The 19842-nt window shown below is 48.6% G+C and carries 18 protein-coding genes; 1 reads left to right on the top strand and 17 read right to left on the bottom strand.

The features are described 5' to 3' along the window. Positions 1-223: 223 nt before the first annotated feature. The 7 genes from yabN to pth all read right to left on the bottom strand — a co-directional run bounded on the left by yabN (position 224) and on the right by pth (position 10551). Complete coding sequence (gene yabN / locus P5G61_RS29750) at positions 224-1717, bottom strand: bifunctional methyltransferase/pyrophosphohydrolase YabN (RefSeq protein ID WP_301249782.1); 1494 nt, start codon at positions 1715-1717, stop codon at positions 224-226. A 254-nt stretch (positions 1718-1971) separates the two neighbouring features. Then, the gene (locus P5G61_RS29745) at positions 1972-3666 is read right to left on the bottom strand and encodes a putative polysaccharide biosynthesis protein (protein ID WP_301249781.1); all 1695 of its coding nucleotides are present in this window, start codon (positions 3664-3666) and stop codon (positions 1972-1974) included. 189 nt (positions 3667-3855) lie between these two features. Further along, positions 3856-4398 (bottom strand): stage V sporulation protein T, encoded by a 543-nt coding sequence (spoVT, locus tag P5G61_RS29740; protein WP_024633717.1) that lies wholly within the window; start codon positions 4396-4398, stop codon positions 3856-3858. Between the two features lie 319 nt (positions 4399-4717). Further along, complete coding sequence (locus P5G61_RS29735; protein ID WP_301249780.1) at positions 4718-5872, bottom strand: peptidylprolyl isomerase; 1155 nt, start codon at positions 5870-5872, stop codon at positions 4718-4720. Beyond that, complete coding sequence (gene mfd, locus P5G61_RS29730) at positions 5856-9383, bottom strand: transcription-repair coupling factor (protein ID WP_301249779.1); 3528 nt, start codon at positions 9381-9383, stop codon at positions 5856-5858. Before mfd ends, P5G61_RS29735 begins: the two co-directional genes overlap by 17 nt. Positions 9384-9660: 277 nt before the next feature. Then, a complete protein-coding gene (fin, locus tag P5G61_RS29725) occupies positions 9661-9891 on the bottom strand; it encodes an anti-sigma-F factor Fin (RefSeq protein ID WP_024633714.1) in 231 nt (76 codons plus the stop codon). Between the two features lie 99 nt (positions 9892-9990). Continuing rightward, on the bottom strand, positions 9991-10551 hold the full coding sequence (pth, locus tag P5G61_RS29720) for an aminoacyl-tRNA hydrolase (protein WP_301249778.1): 561 nt from the start codon (positions 10549-10551) through the stop codon (positions 9991-9993). A gap of 365 nt (positions 10552-10916) precedes the next feature. Between pth and P5G61_RS29715 the strand changes: the two genes are divergently transcribed. Beyond that, a complete protein-coding gene (locus tag P5G61_RS29715) occupies positions 10917-11117 on the top strand; it encodes a hypothetical protein (protein WP_024633712.1) in 201 nt (66 codons plus the stop codon). A gap of 109 nt (positions 11118-11226) precedes the next feature. Here the strand turns inward: P5G61_RS29715 and P5G61_RS29710 are convergent, their stop codons facing one another. From P5G61_RS29710 to rnmV, 10 genes are all read right to left on the bottom strand, one after another. Next, positions 11227-12180 (bottom strand): ribose-phosphate diphosphokinase, encoded by a 954-nt coding sequence (locus tag P5G61_RS29710; protein ID WP_017691370.1) that lies wholly within the window; start codon positions 12178-12180, stop codon positions 11227-11229. Between the two features lie 101 nt (positions 12181-12281). Next, complete coding sequence (glmU, locus tag P5G61_RS29705; RefSeq protein ID WP_435874306.1) at positions 12282-13673, bottom strand: bifunctional UDP-N-acetylglucosamine diphosphorylase/glucosamine-1-phosphate N-acetyltransferase GlmU; 1392 nt, start codon at positions 13671-13673, stop codon at positions 12282-12284. Positions 13674-14063: 390 nt separating this feature from the next. Further along, the gene (gene spoVG / locus P5G61_RS29700; protein WP_017691372.1) at positions 14064-14348 is read right to left on the bottom strand and encodes a septation regulator SpoVG; all 285 of its coding nucleotides are present in this window, start codon (positions 14346-14348) and stop codon (positions 14064-14066) included. Between the two features lie 188 nt (positions 14349-14536). Further along, entirely contained in the window at positions 14537-15364 is an 828-nt protein-coding gene (purR, locus tag P5G61_RS29695; protein WP_024633710.1) for a pur operon repressor, read from the bottom strand. A 98-nt stretch (positions 15365-15462) separates the two neighbouring features. Beyond that, positions 15463-16317, bottom strand: coding sequence for a 4-(cytidine 5'-diphospho)-2-C-methyl-D-erythritol kinase (gene ispE, locus P5G61_RS29690; RefSeq protein WP_090905253.1), 855 nt, complete (start codon positions 16315-16317; stop codon positions 15463-15465). 149 nt (positions 16318-16466) lie between these two features. Next, positions 16467-16640 (bottom strand): small, acid-soluble spore protein, alpha/beta type, encoded by a 174-nt coding sequence (locus P5G61_RS29685; RefSeq protein WP_301249776.1) that lies wholly within the window; start codon positions 16638-16640, stop codon positions 16467-16469. A 246-nt stretch (positions 16641-16886) separates the two neighbouring features. Continuing rightward, positions 16887-17162, bottom strand: a complete 276-nt coding sequence (veg, locus tag P5G61_RS29680; RefSeq protein WP_024633707.1) for a biofilm formation stimulator Veg — start codon at positions 17160-17162, stop codon at positions 16887-16889. A 153-nt stretch (positions 17163-17315) separates the two neighbouring features. Then, positions 17316-18212 (bottom strand): sporulation peptidase YabG, encoded by an 897-nt coding sequence (gene yabG / locus P5G61_RS29675; protein WP_301249775.1) that lies wholly within the window; start codon positions 18210-18212, stop codon positions 17316-17318. A gap of 60 nt (positions 18213-18272) precedes the next feature. Beyond that, complete coding sequence (gene rsmA, locus P5G61_RS29670) at positions 18273-19175, bottom strand: 16S rRNA (adenine(1518)-N(6)/adenine(1519)-N(6))-dimethyltransferase RsmA (protein WP_285080618.1); 903 nt, start codon at positions 19173-19175, stop codon at positions 18273-18275. 4 nt (positions 19176-19179) lie between these two features. Then, positions 19180-19725 (bottom strand): ribonuclease M5, encoded by a 546-nt coding sequence (gene rnmV / locus P5G61_RS29665; protein ID WP_024633704.1) that lies wholly within the window; start codon positions 19723-19725, stop codon positions 19180-19182. Positions 19726-19842 lie beyond the last annotated feature (117 nt).

The following is a 19842-nucleotide window of genomic DNA, read 5'->3' as shown; positions in this document are numbered from 1 at the left end:
CTTGGCATCTGAAATCCTGCCTCGGTCTTCGACTTTTTTCACTTTTTGTCGTTCCTGCCCAAGAACAGTCTAAGTCCCAGTACCCGAAACGCCTCTCCGTTAATCACACGCTTCCGTGCGTATTTGGATAAGGTGCTTCGACAACAGGATACGCATGATGCACTATGCAAAATGCTCACCTATGTGAATGATATCGGATCAGCGCCCAAAATGCCAGAGCCCTTTACAGTCCAGCCTTCTTCGCGGCCTGCCAGAATTGCTCCATTTCATCGACATTACTGTCTGACGGGGTTCTTCCCTGTTCACGCAGACGCTCCTCGATAAACTGGAAACGCTGAATGAATTTCCGATTGGTGGCGGCAAGTGCCTCCTCCGGATCTGTATCAATAAATCTCGCTACATTGGCGGTCGCAAACAATAAATCACCCAGTTCAAGCTTCCGCTCTTCCGCAGACTGATTATGCTGTACCGCTTCTTTCAGCTCGGCCAGTTCTTCCTCAATCTTGGCAAAGACACCATTCACATCATCCCAATCGAAGCCGACTTTGGCCGCTTTTTTCTGTAATTTGTACCCTTTCATCAAGGCAGGCAAGTCACGGGGAATACCGTCCAACACAGATATCTGCTGCAGATCCTGTCCCTTGCGCTTTTTCTCCTCTGCCTTCATCTGTTCCCAGTTTTGCAACGCTTCATTCGCATTCTCTGCCTGCTGTTCACCAAATACATGCGGGTGACGGAATATCAACTTGTCGTTCAATCCTTCAATAACGTCGTACACGTTAAACGTGCCAACCTCTTCTTCCATCTGGGAGTGCAGCAAAATCTGCAACAGGAGATCACCCAGCTCTTCCTTCATGTGATCAGGGTCATCTTCATCAATCGTTTCAATGACTTCATAGGTTTCCTCGATCAGGTTTTTGCGAATCGACTGATGGGTCTGCTCCTGATCCCAAGGGCAGCCACCTGGACTGCGAAGGATATTCACGATTTCATGCAGTCGTGCGAAGGAGCGTCGACGAAGCGTTTCATCCGTATTTTTTGGCACATATATCAATGATAAATTACCGTATCCCTCAATGCGGTCCAGATCATGCAGCGGTACCTTGTGAATGATCTCCTGGCCCTGTACACCCAAGGCATGTCCGACAAATACCGGATAATCGTCAGGGTAAACGTCCATCAGGCACAGTTTTACGTCGGAAGCGGTAAACACATCATAGACTTGTCCAATCAAGGTATGGAGCTGTGGCTGCACCAGTTCCGTATTCAGACTGCTGGCATCGAGAAGCTGAAAACCTTCAATAGGATCGAATCCAAGACGAATAAACGCTTCATCCAGAAAACTCTCTCCGCCCATGACACGCAGCGAAATGCCCATTTGCGGGCAGCGCTCCTTCAACAGGCGTACACTCGCTTCAGCGACCATGGGATGCCCTGGCACGGCATAAACGATCTCGGTACCCGGCTCGCCCTTGCGTGCGGCCTCAATCAGTCGGTCTGCAATTTCGTCGTACACTTCCGGAAAAGAATCTTTCGCCTCATAGATGGCATCAAAGGATGTCATCTCCAGTCCTTCCTGCTTCAGATCATTCAATACGGGATGATCCAGTGTGCGCACATACAGCATCGCTGCATGTTTCATTTTTTTGATGATTCCTACCGTCAGCTGATCGGCATCTCCAGATCCAAGACCGACTACTGTCAAAGCTGCACTCATGTTTATAAGCCTCCATCCGAACTTTCCTGTTCCGACTCTCTCCATCCTTCGTCAAACCAATCGTGGATGGGCCATACATAAAGCAGAACAGGGCTCTATAATTACACGTATTATACCAGAATTAGACGTTATCCTATAATGGCATTTGCATATGATACGGTCTGACTCATTCAGTCTCTGCTGCTCCGCTTTAGAAGGTAAGAGCCGGGATGAATGAACGGCGTAGCGCTAAGTGGAACAGCGCAACGCAGGGTTTAGCGCAGCACACGCAGTCTGCGCAGCAGCTTGGTTAGCAGCGGCCCCAGCTTCGGCACAGCCGCCAGCTCTGTGGCGGTCAGCAGCCCCGTCCGGGCCGCTACCAGCAAGAACACGGCTGAGCCTGCGGCTATGCCAAGCAGGCTCACGCCCATCGCGGCCAGCCGGCGATCGGCCGCGATGCCGATGCCGCCGAGCAGCGCTTCGGCGGCCCAGGCCGTGCCTGCCGCCGCCAGGCTCATGGCGGCGATTACCAGCGCCGGCTTCGCCAGGACGGCGCCAGGGGCCGGGCGCAGGGCGACAAGCCGCGCCAGCAGCGCCACATTCAGGCCAGCCGCCAGCATGTAGGCGACTGCGCCTGCCAGGGCCGCGCCGCTGATGCCCAGCGCCGGCACAAGCATGACGTTCAGCAGCACCTTGACGCCTGCGGCGGCCAGCATGCTGAACGCGGGTGCGCGCACGGCGCCGAGGCCTTGCAGCAGCGCCGCCGCGATAATGCTGACGGTGCTGCCCGCTGCCGTCAGCGCCATGTACCGCAGAGCTTCGGTGCCTGCGGCATCCCCGTACAGCATGCGGTTAATCGGTTCTGCCAGCACCGCCAAACCGGCGGATGCCGCCAGACCGATCAACCAGAACCAGCGCAGCGCGAGGCCTGCTTGCTGCCTCACGGCTCCCGGCCCGCCCTTCAGCCGGGCTTCGGCCATCGCCGGAATAAAGAGCACAGACAGTGACGTGGCAAGCATCGTCACCAACTGAACCAGCGGCAGACCACGGTTATAAATTCCGAAGGACACCATGGATTGAAGCTCATCCAACCCTTCTCGTCTTAACAATCGGGGCACCGTAAAGGTATCCACCAGATTCATCAATGGCACAGCCAGTGATCCGAGACAGACCGGAATGGCATACATTAGCAGTGTTTTGATCCAATCCCGGTTGGATCGGCGCTGTTCAGTAAGAGGTCCGCCTGGAACAGCTGTCGCATCAAACGGTTGTCCCGTTACCGATTCAGCACCTTGCATAACAGCGGGCCGTACGCCATTTTTCCGTCGATGATGGTATACATACCCAAGCATGGTGACTAACCCGGCAAACCCGCCTGCCACTGATCCAAGCATGGCTCCAGCCGCTATGGTCTCCAATGAGGCGTCCCGCCGCATGAGCCACAACAACAGAACAATCATCACGGTGACCCGAACAGTCTGTTCCACCACCTGGGAAACGGCTGTAGGCACCATTTGCTGCAAACCCTGAAAATATCCACGCAGCCCTGTCATCACGGGTACAAACAACAAAGCCATAGAAGCTGCCCGAATGGACGTCACGACACTTCCGTTGCCAATCCAATTGCCGATAAGCGGTGCGCCTGTATACATCAATAAGGCCAATACCAGTCCGATCCCACCGAGCAGCATCGAGGATAAACGGATAATTCGTCTGCCCTCCTCCGGTCTGCCAAGAGCATTCTGCTCGGCTACGAATTTGGATACAGCCACAGGCAATCCGGCGGCAGCAACAGTAATGATGAGCATGTAGAACGGGTATACCGTATTGTAGATGCCAAAAACACCGTCTCCCCCCAGGTTCTGTAGCGGTATCTTCTGAAAAGCACCAATGATTTTGGATATAATGGCGGCAAGCCCAAGCACAAATGCACCCTGAAGCAATCTTGAGCCTGTAGACGACTGATTCATATGTCCCTCCTGCGTTTGTCCGTGCATTCTTCCCTTCAACGTATACCTAGCTATTATACCTGTCCAAAGGCGCACAGACTAACCCTTCAAGGCATCCTGCCCTTCAGGATATCACTCAGACTGTCTACTGCTTTCCTAAAATGCAAAAACTCCTGTATACCCTCAGGGCATCAGGAGTTAATCTGCTGTTTATTGTTCCATCTGTTTGCCAAGGAACCCGGCAGCCGTCTCGGACATTTTAATTTCCATCTGAGACATCTTCACCGATTCATCCTTGTTGAAAAGAATAACTGTTCCGATGGGGTCACCACCCGAAATAATCGGGGCAATAACAAACGATGATAACGTCTCGTCATGATCTTTGCTAAGCTCATAAGAACCATTGTTGGTCTCCAAGATTGTCTTGCGATTTTCCATGCAACTCTCCAGCAGTGGCCCTACCTGCTTGTCCAGATACTCTTTCTTGGAGCCACCTGCTACCGTAATAATCGTATCACGGTCAGAGATCATTGTTACATGGCCTGTGCTTTCATACAGCGACTCTGCATATTCTTTGGCAAAATCACCAAGTTCGCCAATTGGCGAGTATTTTTTAAGAATAACCTCTCCATCGCGGTCCACAAAAATCTCAAGTGGATCGCCTTCACGGATACGTAACGTACGGCGGATTTCTTTCGGAATGACCACTCGACCGAGGTCATCAATACGGCGGACAATACCAGTAGCTTTCATTTCACATGTTGCCCCACTTTCTCGAGAAGATTTTTCAACTACTGTTCCTTAATGGGTAGAGGAAAGTCCCAGAACGTTTAGTGTGATATCTTGACAATAGTATTTATCTGTTCCCATTTCCTTATACATACTTTGGAGAATATAGTTGTGTAAACTTCCACAGAAGGCGACCATGTACCCACTTCTCTCCATAGATACAAGGAAAAGCAAGAGGGAGGCCTTTAGTCCCCTTCTTGCTTTTCTGTATGGTTGTCCATATTTGAACCGTCCAGTGTATCACTCCAACAAACGTATTTGCTGAGTGCATGCACCCGCTATCTTACTTGCCGCTTGTATCTGACCCTTCACCTGTTGTTGTATCCTTCTCGGTTCCGGTTGTTCCTTGATCCGTTTTGGTATCTGTACCCGCATCGGTTTTTTCACCCTCAGTACCCTTTTCCGTTCCTGTACCGGTTGTGCCTTCAGTTGTGCCCTCAGTCGTGCCTTCTTCAGCCTTGTCTGTTTTTGGCAGGTTTACTTCTTTAACGATTTTGTCCAGTTCGCTGGTCATGAATGTGTCGATCTCAGCAGCAGCCAATTGACTTTTCAGTGTTTCTTTTTGTTCAGCAGTCAATTTCGCGTAGTCCGCTTCTGTGCGTTTCTCTACCTTCATGACATGATAACCATATTCAGTCTCTACAGGATCACTGATTTTGTTCAATGGCAGCGTTTTGGCCGCTTCCTTGAACGCCTCTACCCAGCTGGCTACAGGTGTATCTTCATACAAGCCGCCGTTTTCTGCAGAACCTGTATCTTCGGAGTATTTCTTCGCAATTTCAGCAAAGTCTGCTCCGCCGTCCAATTTTGCTTTCACTTCTTTCGCAAGTTTCAATGCATCTTCTTTTTTACGCTCTTTTTGCGTTTTTGGATCAGTAAAGTTGATCAGTACGTGACGAACGGAAGCCGTCGTGAACTGATCTTTATTTTTCTCGAATTCAGCTTTAATCGCATCTTCAGTAACGCCTGTTTCTTTGTCCTTAATTACTGTCATGATGCGAGTCATGTAATCCTTGATGTTCTGGTCTGTCAGATTCTGAGCTTTCAGCATCTCAGTCCATTGGTCCGCTTGAACAGAAGCTTTCATTTTGTCGAATTGCTCTGTCGCTGTTTTGGCACCTTCGGTTTTGGCTGCATCACTTGCTTTTCCACTCAAATATTCATAAGCAACTTCCTGTTTCACCAGGTATTCCTTGAAATCATCCATATCCATCATTTGTGCATATTCCGGATAGAGGAATTTCATGACCCGTTGCTCCATGTCAAATTCATTGGCTGTAATTGTACCGCCTTCATACGTAGCGACTACAGCACTTGTATCCTTTGTTTCCGTTGTTGCTTCTTCCTTCTTGCCGCAAGCGGCAAGAAGTGATAAGGACAGTACTGCTACCATACTCACAGACAGTACCTTCCCTACTTTTTTATACTTTGCTAACATCCTTTAGTTCCCCCTTTGATTTAAAAGCACTTTTCATGGACTCCAGAAATTTCTCTACCAGCTCCATCAGTTGCTTGTCCCCAAGCCCTTTGCCTTTGACATGAATAAGCATATGGGGTCCTTGTTCAAATTGTACACGTCTTTCGAACTGATTTCCAATGTGTGCGATTTTAGAGAGCTCAAAGGCATGTTCACGGCCTTCGTAGAACTTCACTGTAAGATCGTCACCGCGTTGGGAAATCGACTCAATACCGTAGATCTTGCCATAGACTTTCATTCTGGCTACCGCCAGCAGGTTAATCACGGCTTCCGGAAGATCGCCGAATCGGTCAACCAATTCGTCTTCCAGTTCCATCGCATCATCGAAGGAGGCAATAACCGCCACCTTTTTGTAAATCTCAATCTTCTGAATACTGTCATAAATATAATCAGACGGCAAGTACGCATCGATACTGAGATCCAGCGTTGTATTCCACTGATCGGATGGCACCGGCTCTTCGCCGAGCATCGTCACTTTGCGTTTGTTGATTTCCTCTGCAAGCATCTGAGAATACAGATCGAACCCGACGGACGCAATGAAGCCATGCTGTTCAGCTCCGAGCAGATTGCCCGCGCCGCGGATCGACAAATCGCGCATCGCGATCTTGAATCCGGAACCTAGTTCGGTGAATTCCTTGATCGATTGCAGTCGTTTCTCAGCGACTTCGGTCAGCACTTTGTCCCGTTGGTACGTGAAATAGGCATATGCAATCCGGTTGGAACGACCCACCCGTCCACGCAGCTGATACAGCTGGGAGAGCCCCATTTTGTCCGCGTCATGCACGATCAGGGTATTTACGTTTGGAATATCCACCCCGGTCTCAATGATGCTTGTGCTGACGAGCACATCATATTCGCCATCCAGGAAGTCCAGAATAGTCTTCTCCAGCTCCGTTTCCGACATCTGCCCATGTCCCACACCAACCCTGGCTTCAGGAACCAACTCGGATATCTCCGCGGCCATCTCCTGAATTCCCTGTACACGGTTATACAGGTAGTAAACCTGACCGCCACGAGCCAGTTCACGTTCAATGGCTTCGCGAACAAGCGCCTGACTGTGTTCAACAACATAAGTCTGGACCGGAAAACGATTTTCTGGTGGTGTCTCGATAACCGATAGATCCCGAACACCCAACATGGACATGTGAAGGGTACGCGGAATCGGCGTCGCTGTCAGTGTCAGCACGTCCACGTTTGTTTTCAGCTTTTTCAGTTTTTCCTTGTGCGTTACACCGAAGCGCTGTTCTTCATCTACTATTAAGAGTCCAAGATCCTTGAAGACCAGATCCTGTGACAATAACCGATGGGTACCGATGACGATATCGACAGTACCCGCCTTAATGCCTTTGGCCGTCTCATTCTGTTCTTTACGTGAACGGAATCGGCTAAGTACATGGATGTTGAATGGATAACCGGAGAATCGCTCACGGAACGTTTCATAATGCTGCTGTGCCAAAATCGTTGTAGGAACTAACACAGCAACCTGTTTCCCTTCAATGGCCGCCTTAAATGCAGCACGAATAGCGACCTCGGTTTTACCGTAACCGACATCTCCACACAATAAACGGTCCATCGGACGATTTTGTTCCATATCCTTCTTGATTTCTTCAATTGCACGCACCTGATCACGTGTCTCATCATAAGGGAACATGTCCTCGAACTCCTGCTGTTCCGCAGAATCTTTGTCGAAGCCAAAACCTTTGGACGTCTGGCGTTCCGCATAAAGCTTGATTAGATCATCAGCAATATCCTGTACAGATGTGCGGACTTTATTTTTAACGCGTGTCCACTCATTACCGCCCAGCTTATATATTTTCGGCTCTTTCTCTTCTGAACCGACATATTTCTGAATCAGATCAATCTGCTCAATCGGTACAGACAGTTTGTCTCCACCCGCATAGAGAATATGCATGTAATCCTTGTGAATACCGCCAACCTCAAGTGTGCCGATCCCGAGATACTTACCAATCCCGTGGTTTTGGTGAACGACATAATCGCCCACTTTCAGCTCACTATAGGATTTAATTCGTTCAGCATTGTCCACATTGCGAACCGGTTTGCGCACTTTGCGCTGCTTCTGCGAGAACATCTCGCCTTCAGTAACAACAGCCAGATGAATAGAAGGCATTTCAAATCCAGTTTGCAGATTGCCAATCAGCATTTCCGGCTCAGGTATATCATAGTCCATTAGTACCCGGCGCATGCGATCAAGTCTTTCCTCACCGTTGGCCAGCATGAGCACCTTCACTCCGGCTTTCTGCCAGCGCTCCATCTCTGCTTTGAGCACGTTCATCTGACCATGGAAGTCCTGCATACCGCGACTGATAAAGTTGAGGATGTTCTGCGGTTGGGTATGAGGAACCTGACGCAAAAAGATGGACATAAACAGCGTTTGGAAAGGACGCTCGTATATCAGATCATCTCCATCGGCTGACAGATGAAGGTCTGGAAGGGTCTTCCCATTTTGCATCAAATGCAGATTCCACTCCGACTCATCCCGGTCAAGCTGTTTCGATGTCTCCGCCAGCCTTGCTGGCTCGTCGAGTACAAGCAACGTATCTTCCGGCATGTAGTCGTAGATGGTCTTATTCTCCGGATAGAGCGGTGAAATATATTTATACATTTCAGAGAAATACACATGCTCCCGAAGAAGTTCGATCTCGCGATGGATTTCTTCTCGCAGACGAAGCTTCGCCTGCCGGTCCGTCATTTTCTCCAGCTGTTGCTCAAGCAAAACAACGGCTGCATCCGCAGCCTTTTCCATACGTTCGCGATCTGCAATTAACTCTTTGCACGGCAGTACCGTGACTTCGTCAATTCGTTCAATGGAACGCTGGTCTGCCGGATCAAATGTCCGGATGGAATCGATCTCATCGTCGAATAATTCCACCCGGTACGCAATGGACGATGTAACTGGATAGAAATCAATAATCCCTCCACGTACGCTCATCTCACCGCGTGATTCTACACGCTCCACGCGTTCATATCCGAGCTTCACCATCTCCAGCAGGAATGAATCCAGCTCAAGCGTGTTGCCTTGTTTAATTGTAATCTGAGCATTAGCCATCACTTCTGGAAGTGGAACATAGCGCCGTACCCCGGAAAAAGGAATAACAACAACGCCCCTGAATCCCTGGGCGCAGCGGACCAACACATCAATACGCTGACCCAATGTTTCCGGACTGGAAACAGCAGCTTCAGCGGCAACTAGTTCGTTGGCAGGATAGAGCAGCACCTGATCCGGTGAAAGCGCTTCCTGTAAATCTTCTGCGATTTTTTGAGCGGAAAACATATTATGTGTCACAACGAGCAGGGGTCGGTTCATTTCCTGATGTAGGGCAGCCAGCATAATCTGACGCGCCGATCCGGATAAGCCCGAAACCAATTGCTCCTTCATGCCGGATGTAATCCCGGACGTAATGGACCCGAAGTCGGGATCTTTGGAAAAAGCTTGTATAAGTGCTTGTAACAAAAGGGGCACCTCTCTTATAACTTACTTGAGTATCTCACGCCTGCGCGCAGGGTCACCACATTAAAATTGGATACAAATTCCTTTTTGTCCTGTTTCATCATAAAGGATTAATCGCTACTTTGCCACATCGGTTTGATGTGGCTGAGCGCGAATTTAAATATAGTCTTGTTTCGTCCCAACTGAAAAGAAGCCTCAGCAGGCTGCCAAGGCTATAAAGGTGGAGCGGTATTCCGCAACCGCCATCATCTGTCATACGTTCTTGCTGCAGGCGAGATCGTTATTGAAGCGGGCTCGCAAGCAGGCTCAGCTCAGGATTGAATTCCAGAGCTTCTTTGCAATAATCACATGTAATCCGGACAGTAATATCACCACCGGAATTATACGCTATTATATCCCTCCGCTCGTCGGGGGTCAAGAAATGAAAGCCTAATTGCGCTTCCGTTATTCGGGCAGAATCGATTCGTCCAATAAAAGTACGGCAATGCCTACACACATAATTCACTGACATGTTTATGCCTCCTGAACATGGTTTATACGTTCAGTATGCCCATTAAGACCGAATCGAACCCGAATCTTGATCATTTTTTCCAGCTTTACTTACAACGGTTTACCCGTTGAACTTCGCCATCGTTTGCTCAAACGTATGATCCAAACTATACTCCAATGCATCACAAGTCTGTTCAATGGTTTGATCGAGCGCTTCCTTTTCGTTCTTCATAAACTTCGACAGTACGTAGTCTACAATGGCATGTCCCGGTTCTGGTCGGGATATTCCCATCCGTACCCGGTTAAACTGCTGTGTACCGGTATGCTGAATAATAGATTTGATTCCATTGTGACCACCCGCACTGCCCTGGTATCGCAATCTGACTTTGCCTGTTTCCGTGTCCATGTCGTCATAGACGACAATCAGGTCTTCCAGGCTAACTTTATAAAAATCCATATAGGCCCTTACCGATTCACCGGAAAGGTTCATAAACGTCATTGGTTTAATCAGCACCGTTTTGACGCCACCAATTACACCTTCTCCAATCAGCGCCTTGCATTTGTTCTGCGTTATGGAGATATGATGACGCTCTGCAAGTCGATCGAGTGCCATAAAGCCGATATTATGACGGGTTTTAGCGTAGTTCGGGCCGGGATTCCCGAGGCCGACAATCCACTTCATCTTGTTCCCTCCTTCGGATCAGCCTAAGGTGAAGCATAGACTTCGATTGTTATATTTCATATAATATCAACAAAGTGAGATTCGAATTGGTTATATAATTTGAACTAAAGAGTATTTACACTGGCACTCCGATGACAGAACAACTTTCCGATCGCTGTTATCCCCAGATTTTTTTGATTTCTTTATGAAAAGGTGAAAATCCGGGGATAGCATATGCTTCCGATGTAGCTTTCTTGCTGAAAGCTTTCAGGCGAACGCTTCGCTTCTTCAAGTTATTTCTGTCCGCTCCGTTCTCGTGTAAATGTTTAGTTGATATTATATGGTGCTTACATTTATATTTCACAACCCAGGAAGGTGAGCGGGTTTTGCGCGAAGACAACGGACAACTGACTCAACATAGCGATTTTATCTATCATCTGGAATATCACGTACCTGTACAGGTATATGACCGCGACACCCATATTGAGATCGGACTAATCACTCGCTTCGATAATCAATTTGTCGAAATTGCCGACACTCTTTTTCATCGGCGTCGGTTCCGTTTTATTTCCCGCCCCGGATATTAAACATTCGGCAGGCATCTGTTTCACTTCCCATATAACGGCACGCCGACAGGGGTTACATTTTCCGTTGATCCGGAAAACGTAACCCCTCTACTACTTTATGCAGACATCCTTATTCAATTTCAAACAGCTTGCTGATTGACAATTCCTCATGAACCCGGATAATGGCTTCTCCGAGCAAAGGTGCTACAGACAACACTTTAAGTTTGCTTGTCGGGTTAGCATGCGTAATCGGAATAGTATCCGTTACGATGACTTCCTTCAGCGGTGCATTCTCCAAGCGTTCCATCGCAGGTCCGGACAATACCGGGTGAGTACAGCAAGCGTAGACTTCCTTCACGCCGCCTTCCATCAGAGCGTTCGCTCCCAGTACAATCGTTCCCGCTGTATCAATGATGTCATCGATCAGAATTGCTGTTTTACCCTCGATGTTACCGATAATGTTCATCACTTCGCTGACGTTCGGCTCTGGACGACGTTTGTCGATAATTGCGAGTGGTGCATTCAGGAAGTCCGCCAGTTTCCGAGCGCGTACAACGCCGCCGTGGTCAGGCGATACAACAACCGGGTTTTCGATCTGTTTCGAGCGGAAATATTGAGCCAAGATCGGCACGCCGAGCAGATGATCGACCGGAATGTCGAAGAACCCTTGAATCTGCATGGCATGCAAGTCCATCGCAATTACACGAGTTGCACCTGCTTTTTCGATCAGGTTGGCAACCAGTTTGGCTGTAATCGGGTCACGCGAACGTGCCTTGCGGTCTTGTCTGGCATAACCATAGTACGGAATGACGACGTTAATCGTCTTGGCAGATGCCCGTTTAAGTGCATCAATCATAACGAGCATTTCCATCAGGTTGTCATTAACCGGCAAGCAAGTTGACTGCACGATATAAACGTGACAGCCCCGAACACTCTCAGAGAGTTTCACTTGGATCTCACCATCACTGAAGCTGGTTGTGTGAGATTCACCCATAGGAATTCCGATATAATCAGCAATTTGATGGGCAAGCTTGGGGTTAGAATTGCAAGTAAATATTTTTAATTTCGAATCAAAATAAGTCATAAAATAAAAACCCTCCGTGCTGGTTCATTGGAATCTATAAGCGTCTGCGACATGTCGGCACCCCCCGATGTTCGGAAGGCAATTCTTAATATCAATACCCCTTATTCGGGTTTGGCATTTTGTTTCTTGGCTTTGGCACGACCGCGAATTTTCTCCGCATACCCTGGTTTGTTCTCCTGGCGTGGGCGGGCAATCGCGAGATCGTTGTCGGGAACAGAATGGGTAACGGTAGAGCCCGCAACAACATATGCGCCTTTTCCTACCGTGACAGGTGCAATTAGATTGACATTGCTGCCTACGAACGCATCATCTTCAATCGTCGTTACAGCTTTATTATATCCATCATAATTCACCGTTATTGCCCCGCATCCAACATTTACGTTTTTCCCAACTTTAGCATCGCCAATATAACTGAGATGAGATACTTTGGAGCCTTCATCAATTGTAGCATTTTTCACTTCAACAAAGTCACCAATTTTTACGTTGCGGCCCAGTTTGGTCCCTGGACGCAAATAAGCAAATGGACCTACGGTTGCTTCTGATCCAACCTCGGCCTGAGACAGTACAGAATGCTTAATTGTTACCCCATCCTGAATGGTACTGTCTTCGATATCTGCCTGCGGACCAATATGGCATGCTTCACCAATAGTAGTCATACCTTTGAGTATGGTACCCGGATACAATACTGTATCTGATCCAATGGTAACATCCGCCCCGATATATGTCGATGCCGGATCGATGATCGTAACACCGTTCAACATATGTCTAACCGCCAAACGTTCACGCATGAACGCTTCTGCTTGTGAAAGAGCAAGCCGATCATTAACCCCGATGGACTCCGCGATGTCATCTGACATATAGGCTTCTACCACTTCTCCATCATTACGGAAAATGCCAACGACATCAGTGAGATAGTACTCTCCCTGCGCATTCTGGTTCGTCACTTTCTCCAATGCAGCGAACAATTTGGCATTATCGAAGCAGTACGTACCTGTGTTGATTTCGTTCACAGCATCTTCCTGCTCCGTGCAATCCTTCTGTTCCACAATGCGCTGTACAGAACCATCTTCTCCGCGAATGACGCGGCCGTACCCTTTGGGATTGTCCAGTTTAGCTGTAAGTACCGTTGCTGCTGCTCCGCGACTCTCATGGAGCTTCATCAGTCCTTCCAGCGTCTCGCTGGTCACAAGTGGTGTATCTCCACAGACAACAATGGTAGACCCTGCTTCACTGCCGAGCAGAGATTTAACCTGCTTCACCGCATGCCCTGTTCCCAATTGTTCAGCCTGAAGCACGTACTCTGCTTTGGAACCCAAAAATGACTGCACCGCTTCGGCTCCGTGGCCGACCACAACGACGCTGCGTTCAACGCCTGCGCGAAGAGCTGCATCCAGCACGTGACCCACCATCGGTTTACCGCATACGGGATGCAGTACCTTGTACAATTTCGATTTCATCCGTTTGCCTTGCCCTGCTGCAAGAACGATTGCCATTCTTTTCAAAATTTACGACCTCCTGTTCTGAAAAACCCATCGTTTGACCTTACCTGTATATATCCGATGAGTAACGTTCAGCCGGCTTTTGCCGGTCTTGTTCATCGCCTGCTGTCTCTGTAATCACGCGTAACAGCGGACACCAACAAATCGTGACCTATATGTATACGCCGTGTACCTGCGAGCTTAACCGAATCCCATGATTCCTAAGATGCCGCCCTGTTACCAAGCGCACGCTGCGCTTTTTGTTCTTTCAACATTTTGCAGCATTCATGCTGCGAAAATGCTCTTCTGTGAATAAACTCAATACTGAATATATCTTATTCCGATCAAAAAGAAAAGAGAGCCATAAGACATGGCTCTCTTTTCCTTCGAACCCCAATAATGTTCTCAGGCACCTTCTTCAATGACTTCTTCCTCAGTTGCTGCGCGATCATACTCAGTCAAAACAGCTGCTTGAATCTTCTCGCGAGTACCGGAAGAAATCGGGTGGGCGATATCACGGAATTCTCCGTCAGGAGTCCGCTTGCTCGGCATAGCAACAAACATTCCGTTATTGCCATCGATGACGCGAATGTCATGAACGACGAATTCGTTATCGATGGTAATGGATGCGATAGCCTTCATTCTCCCCTCAGAGTTTACACGGCGGAGTCTGACATCCGTAATTTGCATGTGTGTGTTCACCACCTTTTTCCATCAGAACTTGGTGTATAATTCCACACAGCCTATACGAACTCCTTCTTTTTATAACCACAAAAATGTCCTAATTTCAGGAATTTTTTTATTTAATACACAATTCGACAACGTTAGTGCCAGGTCGATGGAAAAGAACCTTTCCCGACATGTAATTCGTCATAATTCTACAGGTCAAAATAGTTGCCAGGCTTGACGGAGATGTGTCTGCTCTTCGCATCAACCGCCGTCAGCTTTGCCAGAGATATGTAATCCGTCAGCAGTCGTTCTTCCGAATCAACCGATCCAGATTCTACTAATACGCCTACCCCGGCTACGGTTGCATTAAACTCGGCCAATAGGTCGATCATCCCTTGAACAGTTCCCCCGGCTTTCATAAAATCATCTACAATGAGTACTCTGGAGTGCTCACGCATGGCCCTACGAGATAGGGACATGGTATGTAGGCTTTTATGGGACCCGGATACATAATTGATACTTACGGCCGATCCCTCCGTAGCCTGATGGTCCCTGCGCACGAGCACTACAGGCAGGTTGAGCTGGGCCCCGGTCGCATAAGCAAGCGGAATCCCTTTAGTCTCGACCGTCATCACCACATCAATATCCATATTGCCAAAGGCCGTTGCAAAAATCTTGCCGGCTTCATTCATCAATGCGGGCTTTCCAAGCAGGTCGGACATGTACAGGTATTCACCAGGGAGTATCCGATCTGGCTGTGCAAGCTGGGTAGAAAGTCGTTCCGCAAAAGCCAGTGCCAGTTCTCTGGACACCTTTGGAATCCACTTCACTCCCCCGGCTGCTCCAGCCAGTGTATGCAGTTCTCCCGAACCACCTTCTTCGAACACTTCCTTGATAATCGCCAAATCTTCACTGATCGACGACTTCGCAGCTCCATAGCGTTCGGCAAATGTAGTCAACGGAATAACCGTATGCGGTCTAGACAATAAGTACTGCGTCATTTCAACCAGCCTTGCGCTTCGTTTTAATTTCTTCACAGAGATCCATCCTCACGATCACGGAAAACATCCAAATCCGAATAATTATTTAAAAATATACCACCTTTATACGTGTTTGTACATTATAAAAGCGAATTTTAAGTTAGCATACGTACAGCATATACTTCTTTACAGAAGCCTCGAAGTCCATTGTAGATCCGTGCAACCTTGGACTCCTTAGAGACCAGCCCAAACACGGTTGGGCCGCTACCAGACATTAATACTCCGTCTGCTCCGAGCCGAATCATGGCATCTTTCAGATGCTGAACTTCCGGATACAGCTTCAAGGTTACATCCTCAAGCACATTCCCCATCTGCCCGCATACTTCGGCAAAAGATTGATTGCGAATAGCCTGCTCCATTTTGGCAGCACTCGGATGACGAACAATCTTGTCGCTGCGGAAACGTCCATAGACATCGGCAGTCGATACATTAATCGGCGGCTTGGCTAAGATCACCCAGCATTGCGGGGGATTGGGCATCGGTGTGAGCTTCTCACCACGGCCTGTGGCGAGCGCTGTTCCACCTGTAATGCAGAAAGGCACATCCGAGCCCAGTTCAGCTCCAAGCTCCTGCAGCTCTTGATCCGGGATGTTGAGACGCCAGAGGCGATTTAATCCACGGAGCGTTGCTGCTGCATCACTGCTGCCACCAGCAAGTCCAGCGGCCACCGGGATTTTTTTGTCCAGATGAATATGAACTCCGGTTCTCACGTCATAACGCTCTTTAATAAGCCTGGCTGCCTGAAAAGCCAGGTTCTTCTCATCCAGGGGGATATATCCCGCCTGACTGGAGATAAAGATCGTGTCACGAGGAAGCTCAGACATCTCCAGTCGATCGGCAAGATCCACCATCGTCATGATCATCTCAACTTCGTGAAATCCATCTCTTCTTTTATGTAAAACGTCTAGCATCAAATTGATTTTAGCAGGCGCTTTTTCGTAAATTTTCAAGGCGTTCACCCGTCCTCACCTTTTCCCTAAGACAACTTAACATATTATATCAAAATGGGGCTGTCAAGTCATTTCTATTCCGCATCCATGGGGAAAAAGCGAGGTCATTCCTGCCGGATTGCCCCGCTTTCCAAACCGATTGAACCGGATTACGATTTGCGTGCCGCTTCTTCCGCAAGTTGAATGGCCCGTTTCACCATATTGCCCGCATCCTTGGCTTTGATTCCGCCCCAACCTTCTTTCTGAACGGTATCATAGAACCCTAGGTCTTTCGCCAGTTCATTCTTGAGTTCATCCGACATTACACTTCTTCTCCGGCTCATGGATCATCCTCCTCCAAAGTGTTTATTCATGATAAGTCCAGTCGTATTCGGGACTATTTGCCCCCAGGCCAAGCTCATTTTCCTTTGAGCTACTCCAGGAAAATGCCTTAAACCTGTTCAAATAGTATGCCGCTTCTTCCCCAGACTCATTCCTGATCATATATGGCTTCCAGATGAACCGAGCACGACTTCCAAAAAATAAAAAAAGCGACCTGCCCGAAGGGCAGAATCGCCGTAAATCGATACTTACGTCTCCATGTAGGGGCTATGCGTCTGGCTGCCTGGATCAAATACCATGACTTCCACCGATTCCGTAAGTATATCAGCATAACTGTAGGATACTCGCTTGAAAGTTTCTTGCTCCTCATCAAGCTTGACAATAAAAACAGAAGGGTACGTTTCTTCCAATACACCCGTACGCTCAATGGTCTTACGGCGGCCACCATTAGCCCGCAGCATAATTTTCTGACCGATATGTGCATCGAGATTGCGTTTGATATCCAATAGCGTATTTTTAGCCATTGTCGACGACCACCTCTTTTCTTGTCCATTATACCGGATTTTACAGTCATTGTCAAATCAAAACTAATTATTATATCAGTATCAAAAAGTTGTTGTCAATGAATTTTTTTGCAAAGAAAAAAAGCCCCAAAAAGGGACTTTATTCTGCCATCTTTAGACGGCTGACGGATTCACTTTTAACGTGGATAAATCGTTCAATCCCGGCAGACCTACCCGATAACTTCCCCGTGTCTCTACGCCGCCCACACCCTGGCTACCACTGATCGTGTTATGCAGAACATCGCTCATGTTCACCGTTTCTCGCACCGACGTGAAGGCCGCCTTGGCTGCCACATAGACTGGATCCAAGGCATGAATGAGAATTCTGCCCGGTGAACTGGCGAAGTTCGCTCCAGCCCGCAGCAGGGCCTCAAAATGGGACTGGCACGCGCCAGCTACAATCGTGAGCGCATCCAGGTGACGTTCATATTGCCTAGCCACCTGAATGGCTGATACGAAATTTTGAGAATTCTTGTAGCTTCCCAGACTATATAAGTCATAGGGCTGACGAGTTTTGAGTACCCCGTCATGGCCGGTAATGACGACGATATCCGGACGTACTTTGGGCAGCAGACGATATAAAGTGTCCGCCATGGCAGCCTCATGCACATATTGCCCCTCTGCGGGAACACGGAGCTGCTCATAAAGGTTCATGCTTTTTTTTAGATAATTAGGATCGCCATCCAGGTGCAGCACTTTGCCAGGCATCTCGAAATAAGCAGGTTCTTGTTGAGCAGACCATTCCTGTACCAAGCCTTCAAGATTGCGCTCGGCCTGTTCCATCCGATTCTGCTGCAGGCGCGAAAGCGTCTGATGTGCCTTCACATGGGCCTGCCTTGTCTTGGCACTCTGCGGTTCATAAGGAACCTGTATCAAATCGTCCACAGGGGAATCGGCTAACAGCCGGAACTCGGTCCCTTTAATGATGGCACCGTCCGACTGGAGGCCTTCCACCCGAAAAGTCACATCTCCACCGTATGACTTTCGAACGACCAAGTCTCCGATATTCATCAACATAATCACCTCTACCCCATCGTATGGGCAGAAACCCGGATTGGTTCATCCGAATTTTTACAGAGCTGCGCGTACCCCGGCTTCCCACATGACGGTACTAAGTGTCGCGTATTCCTGCAGACTCAATGTTTCTCCTCGTCTCGAAGGCTGAATGCCAGCCTGCTCCAACAGCTGATCAGCCTGTTCTCTGTTCTCCTTTGTGAAGAAACGAGCTTTAAGATTATTCGAGATCGTTTTTCTACGCTGAGCAAAAGAAGCCTGTACCACTTCGAAGTAATGTGCCTCGTCGGGAATTTCAACCGGCGGCTGCTCACGCACCTTCAGCTTGATTACCGCCGATTCCACATTAGGCTGCGGAATAAAGACTGTAGGCGGCACAATGCAGACCAATTCCGGCATACTGTAGTACTGAACCGCAATGCTCAGACTGCCATAGTCCTTTGATCCTGGTGCAGCAGCCATACGTTCCGCCACTTCCTTCTGGATCATGACCACAATGCTGTCCACAGGCAGCTTCTCTTCGAGCAGCTTCATCATGATTGGCGTCGTTACATAATAAGGCAGATTGGCTACAACACTCACTTTATCTACCGTTCCAAAATCCGTACGGAACAGCTCAGCCAGATCCAGCTTCAGCACATCCCCGTGATGCACACGAACGTTCGGATAAGGCTCCATCACTTCCCCCAGAATTGGCAACAGTCGCTGATCAATCTCTACAGCCGTTACAGGCCCAGCTACCCGAGCGAGACGTTCTGTGAGTGCACCAATACCCGGTCCGATCTCAAGTGCGCCTTTGGACTCGTCCAAATCAGCTGCATTTACAATTTTATTCAATATATTTTGATCGATCAGAAAGTTCTGACCCAGGCTCTTCTTGAATGAAAATCCGTGTCTTTGAATAATTTCTTTGGTTCGTTTGGGTGTTGCAATCTCTACGGTTTCTTCCATGCCCTTCATACGCTCACAATCCTTCACGTTCAATTTGCGATAATGCTTCGGAGAACTCTTCCCGGGTAATCTGGAATACACTCAACCGCTTGTGGAACTGCTTGCCGTTGCAATAACCGATGCCCAACAAATTGCCCATCTCCATGCGACGTGCAGCAGCCTGTGGGTGCACAATCAGTCCCGCAGCAATCAGATCCTCCCAATCGATCAGACTTGGTGCGCCTTCATATGACGTATGCACACGAGCCAGTGCATGACGAATCGCCTCCGGTGAGGCGTTCTCCACTCCGATGTCGCCTTTGCGCGTAGCATCCGCCTCCGGAATGAAGGCATGTTTGCAACCAGGTACTTTATTGGCAATGATTTTACGAATACGTTCACCCGCGTGATCCGGGTCTGTCAGTACGATGACACCACGTCTCTCTTGCGCAAGTGCAATCCGCTTTAGAATGCGCTGGTTGATGGCTGATCCACCAGTCTCGATTGTATCTGCCTGAACCGCACGGCGAATGGCTACGGTGTCATCACGGCCTTCCACCACGATCACTTCTTTTATCATGTTCCATTTCTTCCTTTCTAACGCAAAAAGAAGAGGAATATCCTCTTCTCTGCCAAACGCGGGGGAGACTGAATTCAGACCCCTCCGCCGCATATTCCGCATGAATCATTCATGCAA

The sequence above is a fragment of the Paenibacillus vandeheii genome (genome assembly GCF_030433635.1).
Taxonomy (GTDB): Bacteria; Bacillota; Bacilli; order Paenibacillales; family Paenibacillaceae; genus Paenibacillus; species Paenibacillus vandeheii.
This window is presented reverse-complemented; position numbering and strand designations above follow the sequence as displayed.